We start from the raw sequence: 14,472 nt of genomic DNA, 5'->3' as shown, positions 1-14,472 counted from the left end.
CCCCTACGGGGTGCGCAGCGCGGACAGTCCCGCGGCCAGTAATGGCTCGACCGCCTCGCCCATGTGCTCGAAGCCGGGTCCCACAGTCTGGCCGTGAATGTGACGGAAGTGGATGCCCTCGCTGATCACGGCCAGCTTGAACGACGCCAGCGCGATATAGAACCCGATCTCGGACACATCGCGGCCGGCGCGCGTCGAATAGCGTTCCAGCACTTCGGATTCGGCTGGATAGCCGGGCGCGAGCGCGACATCGCTGACCCCGGGCATGACGCTGTCGCTCATGCGCTGATAGACCAGCAGCAGGCCGATATCGGTGAGCGGATCGCCGAGTGTGGCCATCTCCCAGTCGATCACGGCCGCGACCCGGTCCTCGGCGTCGACGAGCACATTGTCGAGCCGGTAGTCGCCGTGCACGATGCCCGTGGCCGACTGCGCGGGCAGGTTCTTCGCCAGCAGATCGTGCAGTTCGACGGCGGCGGGCAGGTCCCGGCTGTAGGAGGCGTCGAGCTGCTTCTTCCAGCGCCGCACCTGCCGCTCCAGGAATCCGTCCGGCCGCCCGAAGTCCGCCAGCCCGACCGCGCCCGGATCGACGGTGTGCAGGGCGGCCAGGGTGTCGATGAGGCCGGTGGCGATGACCCGGGTCCGGTCGGCGCCGAGCGGCACCAGTTCGGCCGCGGTCCGGTAGGGCGTGCCGATGATCCGTTCCATGACATAGAAAGGCGCACCGATGATGTCGTCGTCCTGGCACAGCGCGTAGGTGGCGGGCACCGGCACACCGGTGTCCGCGAGCGCGGTGATCACCCGGTACTCGCGAGCCATGTCGTGCGCGGTGGCGAGCACGTGCCCCAGCGGCGGACGCCGCAGGATCCACGCCGACTCGCCGTCGCTGATCTCATAGGTGAGATTGGACTTCCCACCCGCGATCAACCGGCCGCCCAGCGGACCGGTCACCAGGCCCGGCCGAGTGTCGGCCAGCCACACCGCGAGTCGCTCGAGATCCAGGCCGGGTAGTTCGCCGGGCCGCTGATCGTCGCTCATTGTCTCCCCGATGCTCAGTGGCCGTCGCCGCTGTCCAGCAGCCGCGCCTGATAGTGCCGCATGCCCGACAGCCAGCGGTCGTAGTCCGCGCCCTTGCGACGGTACATGTCGAGTACCTCCGGGTGGGGCAGGATGAGGAACCGCTCGTCGTCCAGCGCGGCCATGACCAACTCGGCCACCGCGTCGGGGGTCAGCACCGCACCGGCCGAGGTGACCGCCCGGGTGGCGGCCATGCCGATGGCGTCCCCGGAGTTCTCCCCCGCCCGCAGCAGCGGCGTCTCGACGCCCATCGGGCACAGGCAGCTGACCCGGACGCCCTGGTCGCCGTAGGTGACCGACAGCCATTCGGCGAAGCCGACGGCCGCGTGCTTGGTGACCGAGTATGCGGCCGAACCGATCTGGGTCAGCAGGCCCGCCGCCGACGCCGTGCTGACGAAGTAGCCCTCGCCGCGTTCCACCCAGCCGGGGACCAGCAGCCGCGCCGCACGGATGTGGGCGTTGAGGTTGACGTCGAGGGTGGTCTCCCAGTCCTTCTCGTCGCCGAGCCCGACCGGCCCGATCACGCCCGCATTGGCGAAATACAGGTCGACCGGCCCGAATTCGGCCTCGGCGCGGGCGATGAGCTCCTCGATGCGGGCAGTGTCGGACACATCGGCCCCGATCGCCACGGCCGCGCCCGGGAACTCCGCGTTCAGCGCCGCAGCGACCGCCGCGGCGGCCTCGCCGTTCAGGTCGGCGACGACGACCCGCGCCCCGGCCCGCACCAACCGGGCGGCGATGGCCCCGCCGATGCCGCCACCGCCTCCGGTGACAATGGCGTTCCTACCCGCGACCTGCACGTGTGCTCCTTCCGGCCCGTACCGGCACCCGACCCGGGGTGGATCGGAGGCGCCGGCTGATGGAATATGAAACCTACGTCGGATTCAAGTTCATGACCCGTCCGGCGTCAACCGGGCCGGCGGCGAGAGGTGAACAACCGATGCGGACAGCACATCTGGTGGACGAGTGGAAACGGCTGGGCAGCGCGCAGGTGGCGGCCAATGGCGTCGAGCTGCGGGTGGTCGAGCACGGCATGGGGGCGCCGGTGGTGTTCTGCCACGGGTTCCCGGAGCTCGGATTCTCGTGGCGGCATCAGGTTTTCGCGCTGGCCGAGGCCGGATTCCGGACGCTCACCCCGGATATGCGCGGCTACGGCGGCAGCTCGCGGCCGGAGCGCGTCGAGGAGTACGACATGCTCACGGTGTGCGGGGATCTGGCCGGGTTGCTCGACGCCTACGAGCTGCAGGACGCCATCTTCGTGGGCCACGACTGGGGTGCGTCGGTGGTGTGGCACATGGCCCGGGAGTACCCGGAGCGGGTGCGGGCGGTGGCGGGGCTGAGCGTGCCCGCGACCCCGCGGTCGTCCGGGCCGCCGCTGTCGATCATGCGCGCGCGGCTGGGTGCGGACTTCTACATGGTGTGGTTCCAGGAACCCGGGGTCGCCGACGCGGTCCTGGGCGCGGATCCGCGGCGCACGCTGCTGCAGGACGACATCATGAGCGCCGCCACGTTCCTGGACACCGGCACACCCGAGCCGCCGCTGCCGGAGTGGCTCAGCGAACCCGAATTCGATTACTACGTCGAGACTTTCACCGCCACCGGGTTCACCGGCGGGCTCAACTACTACCGCAACCTGGACCGCACCTGGGAGCGGACCGCGCATCTGGAGGGGGTGAAGATCGCCCAGCCGTCACTGTTCATCGCCGGATCCACCGATCCGGTCATCCGGTTCACCCCCGTGCAGAAGATGTCGGCGCTGCTCAGCGATCTGCGCGGCACGGTCGTCCTCGAGGGCGCGGGGCACTGGATTCAGCAGGAGCGCCCCGCCGAGGTCAATGCCGCGCTGATCGAGTTCGCGCGCGGGCTGGGCTGAGCGCTACTCGGCCTGCAGCTGCAGCGCGTTCACCCACAGCTGGGTCAGCGTCGTCACCAGCTTCTCGAACGGAATCCGTTGCTTCTGAACGTAAACCATGTACGCCATGCGGCTCACCATGGCCGAGAGCGCGTGCGCGGTGATCATCGGATCCAGGTCGGCGCTGGCCTGCCCGGACTCCTGCAACCCGCGGATCATCCGGGCATTGCGCTGCGCGAACGCCTTGCCGCGCTCGACGCGCAGGCGGCGGAAGTTCTCGTCGATGTGAGCGACCTGCTCGAACAGTGCCATCAGGCGGGCATTGCGCTTGTAGGACAGCAGGTAGTCGCGATTGGCGGCCTCGATGAGCGCGCGGGTGTCGGTGATCCCGCTGCGCTCGCGCACGTGCGGGTGCAGCATCTCCTCCGAGACCTGTTCGACCAGGGCCGCGAAGATCTCGTCCTTGCTGTCGAAGTAGGTGTAGAAGGAGCCCGACGCCATGCCGGCCGTCTTGGAGATGTCGGCGATCTTCGCGTCGAGGTAGCCGTCGCGTTCGAAGACCTCACGCGCGGCGGCGATGAGGGCGCCGCGCGTGCGCTGACCGCGCCGGGTGGGCGGGGCGGCACGGCGGGATTCACCCTCGCCTGTCATCGATTCGGACACCAACGCTGATCACTACCTGTCGTTTCGCGGACAACTTTCCAGGCGGACACCGTATCAACCGGCACGGCCCCGACGGCGGGTGACCGGTTACCGCGAGTGTGTGGCGATGCGACGGTCGATGACCGGCAACGCGAACTCGGCCCAGCGAATGTTCTCCTGCTCGAAGGCGATTCCGCGCAGCAGGCTCAAGTAGGGGCCGATGCGGTCGACCTCGGCGAGGTAGGCCTGCTCGCTGCGCCCGTCCAGCAGGCGGCCGCGCAGTCGTTCGTAGCGGGCCAGTTTCGCCTTCGACCACTCCAGTTTCTCGGCGACGGCCGCCCGCACGGCGGGGGCGTCCTCGGCCTCCATGGCCTGGACCTTCACCATCATCTCGTCGCGGATGGCGGTCGGTTTGGAGGGTTCGGCGATGAACGCGTGCAGTGCCGCCCGGCCCGCCGGGGTGATGGAGTGCAGGCGCTTGTTGGGGCGGCGCTCCTGCTCGACGACACGGGTCTCGATGAGACCCTCGGCGGCCATGCGCTCGAGCTCCTTGTAGAGCTGCTGCGGGGTGGCGAGCCAGAAGTTGGCGACCGAGGCGTCGAAGCCCTTGGCCAGGTCGTAGCCCGATGCCTCCCCCTCCAGCAGGGTGGCCAGAACCGCGTTGCGTAGCGCCATCCGCCCAGGCTACCACCATCGGCGATTATTCAATTTCTTGTCTACTTTCCCGTAGACACGTTGTTGAGAGGTAGCTACGGTGTGAATCACCTATTCAATTAATTGAGTATCAGAGGTGGGCATGCACGACTACGACGCCATTGTCATCGGCGCGGGCAATGCCGGATTGACCGCCGCGGCCACGCTGCAGCGCGCGGGGGCGCGGACGCTGCTGGTGGAGCGGCACAATGTGCCCGGCGGCTGCGGAACCTCGTTCCGGCGTGGGCGATTCGAGTTCGAGGTGGCGCTGCACCAGCTCTCCGGTGTGGGTGTCGAGGGACAGCCGATCTCCTTGCGCGAGGGGCTGTTCCAGCAACTGGGGATCGCGGACCGGCTGGAGTTCGTGCAGGAGCACGATCTGTACCGGGCGGTGGTGCCCGGCCGGCTGGATGTGACGATTCCGGCCGACTGGGATGCGGCGATCGACGTTCTGGATGCCGAGTTCCCGGGCAGCCGGGATCGGGTGGCGCGGTTCTTCGAGCTGATCAAGCAGGTGGCGTTCTGGCAGATCGCGGCCATGCGCGGGATGCCCGCCGAGCAGATCGACCCGGTGCTGTTCCGATACGGGCTGCGGCCGCTGCAGCAGGTGCTCGACGAATACTTCGACGATGACCGGATCAAGGTCGCGCTCGCCGTGTACTGGACCTATCTCGGCCAGCCGCCGTCCAAGCTCCGGTTCCAGGATCTGGCGCTGACGCTGTTCGCCTACTTCGAGTTCAAGCCGTGGCATGTGCGTGGCGGTTCGCAGGCCATGTCGGCGGCGATACTCGACTCCTTCCGGCAGGCGGGCGGACAGGCGCGGTTCAACACCGGGGTCGAGGCGATTCTCACCGCGGGCGGGCGGGTACTCGGGGTGCGGCTCGAGGACGGGGTCGAGGTGACCGCGCCCGAAGTGGTGTCGAATGCCTCGCTGCCCACCACCTACGCCATGCTGGACGGAATCGCGGTGCCGGCGGCAGTGCGAAACGATCTGGCCACCAGGCGGATCGGGGTGTCCGGGTTCGTGCTGCACATGGGCCTGGACGCGACGCCCGCGGAGCTGGGCTTCACCACCAGCACGACGTTCGTCAACCGGGACACCGACGACGATCGCACCTACCAGGCGTGGAAGTCGTTCGAACCGGCGCGCGGAATCTGTGTCAGCTCCTACGATGTCGCGCCCATCGGGTTCGCACCGGCCGGGACCACCCATGTCAGCCTGATGACGTTGCAGTACGCCGACATCTGGAAGAACGTGGCGCCGGTGGAGTACGCGCGCATCAAGTTCGCCTTCGCCGAGACGCTGCTGGAGTTGTGCGAGGCGGTGACGCCGGGTATTCGCGACGCCATCGAAGAGGTCGATGTGGCAACGCCTTTGACCATGATGCGGTATCTGGGTCATCCGGGCGGGTCCATCTACGGCTACGACCAGGACGCCACCGAGGGCTGGCTGTTCCGCAACAGCGAGCGCGAAACCCATGTCCCCGGATTGCATGTCGCCGGGTCCTGGTCCGGCATGGGCGGATTCCAACCCACACTCGAGGCCGGGGCGCGCGTCGCGCGCCGCCTGCTGCGCACCAAGGCCGCCTGAACGGAGTACATCGTGAAACGACACCCCCTGGCCACCCGATTCGAGGGCGCGGCAAGCATTCTCGACGAGATCGAGGCCCGCCTGCCCGAAACCCGCGACCACAGTGCGGAAGCCCGCGCGACCGTGGACGCCTATCATCCCAAGCGGCTGCTGTTGCGGGTGGACGCCGTGCTCGAAAAAACCCTGTCCGCCAAGATATTCCGGCTGCGCGGCCTCGACGGCGCGATGCTGCCGCCATTCCTGGCGGGCCAGTATGTCAATGTCTTCTTCGACGGCACCAGCCGACCGTTCGCCATTTCCTCCAGCCCCGCGGACCTCGGGTTCTACGACCTGACGGTGCGGCGGGTGCCGGGCGGCCGGATCAGCAATCTGCTCCTCGACACCGTCGAGGCGGGTCATGTGCTCACCACCACCGGTCCGATGGGGACCTTCCACCACAATCCGCTCTTCCACGGTGACCGCGTGGTGTTCCTGGCGGGCGGTTCGGGAGTCGCACCGGCCATGAGCATGATCCGCGAGCTCACCGACCGCGGGCCGGTGCGCGAACTCCATCTGATCTACGGTTCGCGGGACGCCTCCGACATCCTCTTCCGCGAGGAACTCGACACCTTCGCCACCCACCCCGGCATCACCGTCGACCACGTCATCGCCGACCCCTCCCCCGGCTGGACGGGCCGCACCGGATTCCTGTCCGCCGACACCATTTCCGATCTGGCCGGTCCGCTCGGCAACCGCATGGTCTATGTCTGCGGCCCCCAGGCCCTCTACCCCTACGCCCTGGAGCAGCTCACCACCCTGGGCCACCCCCGCAGGCGAATCCGCTTCGAAGCCAACGGCGCTCCCACCGACCCCACCTGCCAGCCGCACTGGCCCATCACCACCGATCCCGCCGAAGAGGTCACGGTCACCGTCCGCGACACCACCTTCCGCACCCCACGCAACCGCCCCCTCCTCGACGCCCTCGAAGACAACGGCATCCGCCCCGAGGCCGCCTGCCGCTCCGGCGAATGCAGCCTCTGCCGCATTCGCGTCCTGAAGGGCGAAGTCCACACCGCCGCCGAAGCCAAACTCCGCCTCTCCGACCCCGCCACCGGCTACACCCACTCCTGCGTCGCCTACCCCCTCACCGACGTCGAACTCGACCTCTGACCCGCCGTCACCGGAACATGTCCACCACTCACGGGATCCGTCCCAGCGGGTGCCCGGGTGACGGAGGGCTGTGGAGCGCGCACGCCGGCCGCGGGCTGCGACCTGTGCACCTGGTCGCGGCGGTTCGGTGCGGGCGGTGGAGACTGAGGCGGTGGAGGATGCCGGGCTGGTGGTTGTGGTGGACGCGGCCAACGTGGTGGGCTCGCGGCCGGATGGGTGGTGGCGGGATCGGGCCGGGGCGGCACGGCGGTTGCTCGGGGAGTTGGGGCCGCTGCGGGAGCGGCTGTCCGGGGTGACGGACGTGGTCGTGGTGCTCGAAGGGGCCGCCAAGGCCGCTGCCGGCAGCGCGGGAGCCGAACTGCGGGTGGTGCTCGCGGACGGTTCCGGGGACGACGCCATTGTCGAGGTGGTCGCGGCCGAGGCCGGAAAGGCCGGGGCCCAGGCGGGTTCGGTGCTCGTGGTGACGGCCGATCGTGGTTTGCGGGCTCGGGTCGAGGCGCTCGGCGCGACGACGGCCGGGCCCAGCTGGCTCCGGAACGCCTTGGCCTAGCAGGAAATACGGCTCGCCCCACGGCAACCGGTCCCAGCGGGCCCGGGGCGGCGGGGACCCTACCCTGACCGCACCCCGAGGACATATCCCCCACGGGTGGGATTTCCGGGCGGCGGTTTTTCGGTAGCTTCGGAACAATGCAGCCGCCGTTGATCGTTCGCCTGCGCAGCGCATGCGTGGTGGTGGGCGTGCTCTGCGCGTTCCTGCTGTGGGGTTTCGGGTCCGCGCCCGACGCCCGAGCCGATGGCGCGGCGAGCGGGGGTGATCTGACGGTGGCGCAATCGCTGGGCGCGCGCGAGCTCACTGTGGTGATCCGCCGGGCCGAGCCGGGACCGCTGCGCGTCGAGGTGGTGAGCCATACGGGGTCGGCGGCCGGGGCGTTGACGGTCAGCGCCGCGCCGGTCGATCAGGGTGGCGAGACCTCCTCGGGCACGGTCGAACTCGCGGATCGGCCGGGGCTGTATGCCACGACATTGCGGGTGGATCATGCCGGGCCGTGGGAGCTGTCGGTCTCGGACGGCGAACGGACCGCCCGGATTCCGTTCCTGGTCGCCGCGCGTGTCGTGACACCGTGGGAGCGCGCCGCCTACGGGGGCTTCTTCGCGGCAGGTGCGCTGCTGCTGGTCGCGCTGGGTACCGCGCTCCTCTCGAAAAGAGGCTGGCCGACACTGATTCCGGTGGGCGCGCTCATCGCGGCGCTGACCGTCGGAACCACGGGGGCAGTACTGTCCTCGAGTGCACCGCAGCCACGGCCGGCGGGGAGCCTGCTCGATCCCACCTCCGGCAATATCGGCAATCCGTTCCCCGAACGCGACCTGCCACTGACCACGAATTATTCACGGCCGCCGGTGAATCTGACCGTGCATGCGCAGCCGCCGGCGGCGGGGAAACCGACGGAGGTCCAGCTGTCGCTGACCGATTCCGCCACGGGGCGGCCCGTGGACGATCTGCTGGTCACCGATGACGCGCTGCTGCATCTCATGGTGGTCGGGCCGTCCGGGACGTTCTGGCATCGGCATCCGATCCGCATCGCGCCCGGGGAGTACCGGGCCAACCTGGGGCTCGGGGAATCCGGTGATTACGCGGTCGCTGCGGAGATCGCGCGGCGCGGCGGGGGCGTGCAGTTGCTGCGGTCCGCGCTGCACGTCGGCGGTCGATCCGGTTCCGGCGCGGCCGATCCCGCACCGAACGGGACAACCCTGACGACCACCGAGGCGATCGCGGGCGAACCCGTCACCCTCACCGCGGCCTACGGCGGTGCCGCGGATCTACAGCCCTGGCTGGGGATGATCGGCCATCTCATCGCGGTCGGCCCGCTGCCGGACGGCGTGCCCGCCGGGACGTCCGCGGCGACGGCGCCGATCTGGGCGCACGCGCACGCCATGGCCCCGATGCCCGCCGTCGGCGCCCAGCCGCCCGACGAGACCGTCGCCGCCTACGGCCCGAATGTGGCCTTCACCTTCACTTTTCCGCTGCCCGGCCGATACCTGGTGTGGACGCAGGCCGAGCGCGGCTATTCCGTCATGACCATTCCGACCACGGTCGACGTCCGAGCGGGGGTTCCGCAATGACCAGGCGTACAGGACTGATCGCGGCGATCGTCGTGCTGGTGGGCGCGCTGCTGACCTGGTGGCTGTGGCCGTCCGGCAGCGCGAAACCGGTGCCGCGCAGTGCCGCCGGGCCCTACCAGGTGCGGCTCAGCGTCGCCGGCGGATCGCCGCACACCGGCGACAACACCGTCGACCTCGACATCACCGACCAGCACGGCACCGCCGCGTCCCCGGATCGCGTCTCGGTGGAGCCCGCCATGCCGCAGATGGGCCACGCGCTCCCGCCGAGTACGGCCACCGCCGTCACCCCCGGGCACTACCGGGCGACCGTGACGCTACCCATGCCGGGGCAGTGGGAGATCGCCGTCAAACTGTCCGGCGCACCGGGATCCGGCAGCGCCACCTTCTCCGTCCAGGCCAACTGAATCGAAGGAAAGAGGATCAGGAGCAGACCATGGACCTCACCGCCAACGGTCGCGGGCTCACCGCCGAGGCGACCGCACCGATCACCATCCGCCCCTGGCTACCCGCGGCCATCCTGTTCGCGGCCGGCATGACCTTCGCCGTCGGATCGACCTGGGACATCCAGTGGCACTCCGATGTCGGGCCCGACACCTTCTTCACGCTGCCGCACCTGTTCATCTACGCCAGTGCGGCGATCGCCGGATTCACCGGTCTCACGGTCATTCTCGTCACCTCGGCGGCGGGCCGGGCGGGGCGTCGGGTGGACGGCGAGCTGGGTGGGCCCGGCATCAATGTGTTCGGGCGGACGTTCACCGCACCGCTCGGGTACATGGTGGCGGCGCTGGGTGCGGCGTCGTTCCTGCTGTACGGACTGTGGGATCTGTGGTGGCACAGCCTCTACGGGTTCGACGCGATCATCGACTCGCCGCCGCACATCGGGCTGTTCCTGTCCAGCACGGTGATCTCGGTGGGCACGGTGATCGTGTTCGGGGCGGCGCGGGCCCATCGGTGGGGGCGGATCGGCGCGTTGTTCGCGCTGGCGCACCTGGCGACCTCGAGCACCGTCACCGCGCTGGCGGTACAGCGGCTCAGCACCGGGACCGTGCGGTGGACGGTCGCGGTCACCGCGTTCATGGTGATTCTGCTGATGGTCCTGGGTGCGGGATTCCAGCGGTGGGGCGCGACCGTCACCGCCGTGTTCTCCTCGGCGATCCAGGGCGTGTTCTGGTGGTTCGCGCCGTGGGCGGCACGCGCCTACGCCGATTTCGTGGGATTGCCCATGCGCGAACATATCCGCGGCATTCCGGCGACCCCGGCGCTCATTCCGTTCTGCCTGATTCCGGTGGGCATCGTGATCGATCTGCTGCTGCGGCGCACGCACAGCCCGGCACGTCTGCTGCCGGCGCTCGCCGGCGGGCTCGGCGGGGCGATCATCGGCGGGTTCAATCCCGTTCAGCAGGTGATCATCTACGACGTCCGCCTCTCGCACGCCGCCGTCATCATCGCCACCACGGTCGCGGCCGCACTGCTGGGTGCACTCGGCGGCTACCTGGGCTGGCGCTTCGGCGACATGCTGCGACTGTCCGCCCCGTCCGAGCAGGTCAGCGCATGATCAACCGTCTACTTGCCACCGCCGCAACGATTCTCGCGATTCTCGGGCTGACCGCCGGCACCGCCGCGACGGCGTCGGCATATCAGCCCGTCAATATCGTGCACACCGAGCACGTGCAGGCCGGGCCCTACTCGCTGACCGTGGGGTTCAGCGAATGGCCTTTGCGCGCAATGCAATCGCTGGACTTCACCTTCATCCCCGACGGGGGCATCGAGGACAAGACCGGCACACTCACCGAGTACCAGCCCAACGGCAAGGTACGCCACGCCGAAGCGCTGTCGCGGCACCCGCGCAAGCGCGACGTCTGGGGCCTGGACGTGCGCTCTCTGGATCAGCAGGGCGCGTGGACCTTCCACTTCGTCATCGACGGCCCCCAGGGCCGCGGTGAAGGCGATCTGGCGAACCTTCCGGTTCTCCAGCAGCCCGGTCCCCCGCTGGGTCTGAGCTGGGCCGTCAGCACGATTCCACTGATCGGCCTGATCGCCTTCCTGGCCTACGCCTGGCGCCGCAATCGCCGCCCGGTCACAGCACCGCAGCCCGTCTGACGGTCAGTCGGTGGCCCCGGCGAACATGCCCGGCTCGTAGGACCCACCCTGCTGATGCAGGATGACACCGAGCCGGTTGGCGGCGTTGATCATGGCCACCAACGCCACCAGGGCCGCGGTCTGGTTGTCGTCGTAGTGTTTCCGAACCTGCGCCCAGGTCTCGTCGGAGACCCCGAGGTAGGCATCCGCCAGCCGCGTGCCCTCCTCGGCGAAGGCCAGCGCCGCCTGTTCCGCCTCGCTGAACACCGACGCCTCCCGCCAGGTCGCCACCAGATTGATCCGAACCGCCGGCTCCCCCGCGGCCGCCAGCTCCTTGGTGTGCGCATCGGTACACCAGCCACACCCATTGATCTGACTGGCCCGCAAGCTCACCAGCTCCTGAGTCGTTTTCGGCACCTCCGACTGCGTGATCACCAGACTGGCATTGGCAAACCGCTTGGCGAACTTCGCACCGACCTCATTGGCGTACATATCGAGCCGAGCATTCACGGTGTCCATCTCCTTCATCGTCAGTGGGACGACCATGAGGTGCCGACGGCCCCGGATTTGTGACATCCCACCGCTATGACGCAGAACACACACCTCGCCGGCCCACAGCGCCGATGAATCACGCAACCGTCATCGCCGAATTCGGAAGTAGTCCCGTAGAACTGGGATCCGTTGGCACTGAACAATTCTGACGTCACCCTGGGACGGGTCTTCTCCGCCTCAGCTCATCAGCGGATCACGCTGCAATGCCGACTTCCGGTGGCTGAATGTCGTCCGAGGCGCGCCTCCTCCAGAACCCTCGAACGCCCCGTCCAGCGTACGACGTGGCCAGATCGTGGCTGGACTGAGTAAATGGCCTCTCCAGGGCGCCTGATCGGTGAGCGATCGGTCCCCGCGATCGACGACACTCGAGAGGACGCCATGAGCCCGGGATGATCGTGCTGACCGTGCTCAACGGCGTGGTCTCCGTAATAGGCATCGGCTTCGGAGTGGCCGCGGCCCTTCGTCCGTGTCTGGTAACTCCGTTGCCGGACGAGCCCCGCAAGGCACACGTGCTGCGCGATGCCTGGCCCGCGAGTCGGGGGCGGGGCAACTGGGTGGGCGGCAATTCCACCCACCCAGTTTCGAGAATCAATCTAGTGGGGCATGCACGCGGGAGCAGTGCTGTCCATCCAACAGTTCGCGCTTCCTGCGGGTACCAACAGTGGGCCGAACATCCCTAACGCCATCGAGATGAAGTACATCGTTCGAACCTTTCGCAATGTGAATAGAACCGGCACAGTAGTTTGCCGTCGCGTCGGTGTGCAGCCCCGACTCCTAGGGGCGCGGTTCGCGGTGTCACTGCAGCCGACGAGGCCGCGACTTCCCAAGGAAGGCACGAAGATTCGTGGCCGCCCATCTGGCCGACGCACGCACGTTCACCGTTCCGCGCATTCCGCGGGACGGTCAGAGCGCGGCGGCACAATCTCCATACTCGACTCAGGTCAGTGGCGGATCCACTTCGCCGAGCCGCGGCAGGACGAGTCGCTTCCAGCTGCGCGCACTCTCACCTGCGGCTCGGATAGACCGGTCGCCCGACTCCTTCATGGATCGGGAGTTCAGCTGTGCTGTCCGGAGTGGCCGTCCAGGTCGACATCGGCGAAGGGTTCGCCCAGGTGGCGAAGGACTCGCAGGCACGTGTCGATATCAGCGGCGGTGAGGTTCCCGCCGACGCCGCGCAGCACGGCGTGTTCGCGGGCGGCGGTCGAGGCCATCGCCGCACGTCCCTTCGCGGTCAAACCGACCAGCGGCGAGCGTTGATGCCGCGGGTTGTCGCGGGTTTCGACGAGCTCCTGCGCGAGGGCGTCGTTGACCATTCGCTGGACGAACTGGCGACTCAACGCCAAAGCGCGTCCCATCTGTGGAACGGTCATCGGTTCATGCGCGGCCAGCAGATCGCAGATGCCGCGAACGCCGACCGACAGCCCCGGGGGTAGGGCGTCCTGCTCGATTCTGCGATAGACGTGCCGGTTGAGGATGCCGACTTGCGTGAAGACCTCCATCAGTCGGCGTGCCAGCTCTTCAGGTGCGAGGGGATGATCCACAACACCAATTATGACACCTGAGTTGTCAAACTGCGCGGAGCTATGACACCTTGGTTGTCATGTCTGCCGCGACCGATACATTCACCTTCCAAACCGACGACGGCGCTCTGGCGTATCGCGACACCGGGGGCGCGGGCCGGCCCGTGGTGCTGCTGCACGCGAGCTTCGTGGACTCCACCATGTTCGATCCACAGCTGTCGGCACTGGGCCGGCACCACCGGGTGATCGCCCCCGACGCTCGGGGGCACGGCGAATCCGCAAATGCGACAAGGCATTTCCGGCCGGTCGACGATGTAGTGGCACTTCTGCGCCACCTCGGCGTGAAATCCGCTGTGCTGGTGGGCGTATCGATGGGCGCCATGCTCGCGGTCGACACCGCGATAGAACATCCGGAGTTGGTCGAGGGCCTGATCGTCAGCGGTCGCGGCATCGGCGAGCCGGAGTATCGCGATCGGTGGTCGAGGAAGGTCGCCGACGCCCAGGCGAACGCACTGACTCGCGGAGATATCGCCACATGGATGGAGGCGTTCGTTTCCTGGGCAGCAGGCCCGAACCGATCGCCGGCCGAGGTCGACCCGGCCATCATCCACAAGCTTCGGCAGATGGCGGCTCGAACCCTGGCCAAACACACTGCCCCGGAACAGGATTACCGCCTTCCCGTCGCCGATATCGCAGCTCGCGCACAAACGATCCGCGTCCCGGTGCTCGCCGTCGACGGCGCGCTCGACTCACCGGACCTGACGGCGACCGTGGACCGGCTGCTCGACGCGGTACCTCACGGTCGCCGCACCACAATCGACCGCGCGGGCCACTACCCGAACATGGAACAGCCGGCGGTCTACAACAGACTCGTCGAGAAATTCATCGATCAGACCAGTTGAACCCGCCCGCAGTCTCGCGCCACCGTCACAACCGGCCGACGACGCGAGCCTGCACCACGGTCGATTTCCCGGCGGCCTGCATTCCGGTGATCAGATAGACCGCGGGCTGATGCGGGCCGGCGAACGTTTCCTCGGGACCGGGCATGGTCCGGACGGTAGCCGAGCGGACGGAGCGAGCGCAGCAGTATTTCCGGCGTGGCGCCGGGGCGATCGGCGCACGGGAAGGCCACATCGAAGACGCGAGTGATCACTTGCCGTATTCGGGCACACACGGAGGCCGGGTTCGCCTAGCGT

15 protein-coding genes are annotated in these 14,472 nt (G+C 68.4%); 9 read left to right on the top strand and 6 right to left on the bottom strand.

Annotated features, from left to right (window positions below; genetic code table 11):
- Positions 1 to 3: 3 nt before the first annotated feature.
- Together ABZ909_RS33635 and ABZ909_RS33630 are read right to left on the bottom strand one after the other, a co-directional pair.
- Positions 4 to 1,038, bottom strand: a complete 1,035-nt coding sequence (locus ABZ909_RS33635; protein ID WP_357007874.1) for a phosphotransferase family protein — start codon at positions 1,036 to 1,038, stop codon at positions 4 to 6.
- A gap of 14 nt (positions 1,039 to 1,052) precedes the next feature.
- Complete coding sequence (locus tag ABZ909_RS33630; RefSeq protein WP_357007871.1) at positions 1,053 to 1,877, bottom strand: SDR family oxidoreductase; 825 nt, start codon at positions 1,875 to 1,877, stop codon at positions 1,053 to 1,055.
- Between the two features lie 140 nt (positions 1,878 to 2,017).
- Here ABZ909_RS33630 and ABZ909_RS33625 point away from each other — a divergent pair, with 140 nt between their 5' ends.
- Positions 2,018 to 2,950: an alpha/beta hydrolase gene (locus tag ABZ909_RS33625; protein ID WP_357007868.1), complete on the top strand. Its 933-nt coding sequence runs from the start codon at positions 2,018 to 2,020 to the stop codon at positions 2,948 to 2,950.
- A 3-nt stretch (positions 2,951 to 2,953) separates the two neighbouring features.
- Here the strand turns inward: ABZ909_RS33625 and ABZ909_RS33620 are convergent, their stop codons facing one another.
- On the bottom strand, positions 2,954 to 3,580 hold the full coding sequence (locus ABZ909_RS33620; protein WP_357007865.1) for a TetR/AcrR family transcriptional regulator: 627 nt from the start codon (positions 3,578 to 3,580) through the stop codon (positions 2,954 to 2,956).
- Between the two features lie 99 nt (positions 3,581 to 3,679).
- The gene (locus ABZ909_RS33615) at positions 3,680 to 4,246 is read right to left on the bottom strand and encodes a PadR family transcriptional regulator (protein WP_357007862.1); all 567 of its coding nucleotides are present in this window, start codon (positions 4,244 to 4,246) and stop codon (positions 3,680 to 3,682) included.
- A gap of 121 nt (positions 4,247 to 4,367) precedes the next feature.
- On the opposite strand from ABZ909_RS33615, the gene ABZ909_RS33610 reads away from it, so the two are divergent.
- The 7 genes from ABZ909_RS33610 to ABZ909_RS33580 all read left to right on the top strand — a co-directional run bounded on the left by ABZ909_RS33610 (position 4,368) and on the right by ABZ909_RS33580 (position 11,225).
- Complete coding sequence (locus ABZ909_RS33610) at positions 4,368 to 5,855, top strand: NAD(P)/FAD-dependent oxidoreductase (RefSeq protein WP_357007859.1); 1,488 nt, start codon at positions 4,368 to 4,370, stop codon at positions 5,853 to 5,855.
- Between the two features lie 12 nt (positions 5,856 to 5,867).
- Entirely contained in the window at positions 5,868 to 7,004 is a 1,137-nt protein-coding gene (locus tag ABZ909_RS33605; RefSeq protein WP_357007856.1) for a 2Fe-2S iron-sulfur cluster-binding protein, read from the top strand.
- A gap of 136 nt (positions 7,005 to 7,140) precedes the next feature.
- The gene (locus tag ABZ909_RS33600) at positions 7,141 to 7,554 is read left to right on the top strand and encodes a hypothetical protein (protein WP_357007853.1); all 414 of its coding nucleotides are present in this window, start codon (positions 7,141 to 7,143) and stop codon (positions 7,552 to 7,554) included.
- Between the two features lie 137 nt (positions 7,555 to 7,691).
- Positions 7,692 to 9,125 (top strand): hypothetical protein, encoded by a 1,434-nt coding sequence (locus tag ABZ909_RS33595; RefSeq protein ID WP_357007850.1) that lies wholly within the window; start codon positions 7,692 to 7,694, stop codon positions 9,123 to 9,125.
- Positions 9,122 to 9,529, top strand: a complete 408-nt coding sequence (locus ABZ909_RS33590) for a FixH family protein (RefSeq protein ID WP_357007848.1) — start codon at positions 9,122 to 9,124, stop codon at positions 9,527 to 9,529. The genes ABZ909_RS33595 and ABZ909_RS33590 overlap by 4 nt, the downstream gene beginning before the upstream one ends.
- Before the next feature lie 29 nt (positions 9,530 to 9,558).
- Positions 9,559 to 10,680: a hypothetical protein gene (locus ABZ909_RS33585; protein ID WP_357007846.1), complete on the top strand. Its 1,122-nt coding sequence runs from the start codon at positions 9,559 to 9,561 to the stop codon at positions 10,678 to 10,680.
- Complete coding sequence (locus ABZ909_RS33580; RefSeq protein WP_357007843.1) at positions 10,677 to 11,225, top strand: hypothetical protein; 549 nt, start codon at positions 10,677 to 10,679, stop codon at positions 11,223 to 11,225. Before ABZ909_RS33585 ends, ABZ909_RS33580 begins: the two co-directional genes overlap by 4 nt.
- 3 nt (positions 11,226 to 11,228) lie before the next feature.
- Here ABZ909_RS33580 and ABZ909_RS33575 read toward each other — a convergent pair whose 3' ends face one another.
- Complete coding sequence (locus ABZ909_RS33575; RefSeq protein WP_357007953.1) at positions 11,229 to 11,714, bottom strand: carboxymuconolactone decarboxylase family protein; 486 nt, start codon at positions 11,712 to 11,714, stop codon at positions 11,229 to 11,231.
- Positions 11,715 to 12,811: 1,097 nt separating this feature from the next.
- Entirely contained in the window at positions 12,812 to 13,297 is a 486-nt protein-coding gene (locus ABZ909_RS33570; protein WP_357007840.1) for a MarR family winged helix-turn-helix transcriptional regulator, read from the bottom strand.
- A 59-nt stretch (positions 13,298 to 13,356) separates the two neighbouring features.
- On the opposite strand from ABZ909_RS33570, the gene ABZ909_RS33565 reads away from it, so the two are divergent.
- Positions 13,357 to 14,178 (top strand): alpha/beta hydrolase, encoded by an 822-nt coding sequence (locus ABZ909_RS33565; protein WP_357007837.1) that lies wholly within the window; start codon positions 13,357 to 13,359, stop codon positions 14,176 to 14,178.
- Positions 14,179 to 14,472: the final 294 nt, after the last annotated feature.

It is taken from the genome of Nocardia sp. NPDC046763, assembly GCF_040645495.1.
In the GTDB taxonomy this organism is placed as follows: domain Bacteria; phylum Actinomycetota; class Actinomycetes; order Mycobacteriales; family Mycobacteriaceae; genus Nocardia.
The sequence above is the reverse complement of the archived record's forward strand: the minus strand, read 5'-3'. Positions and strand labels throughout refer to the sequence as shown.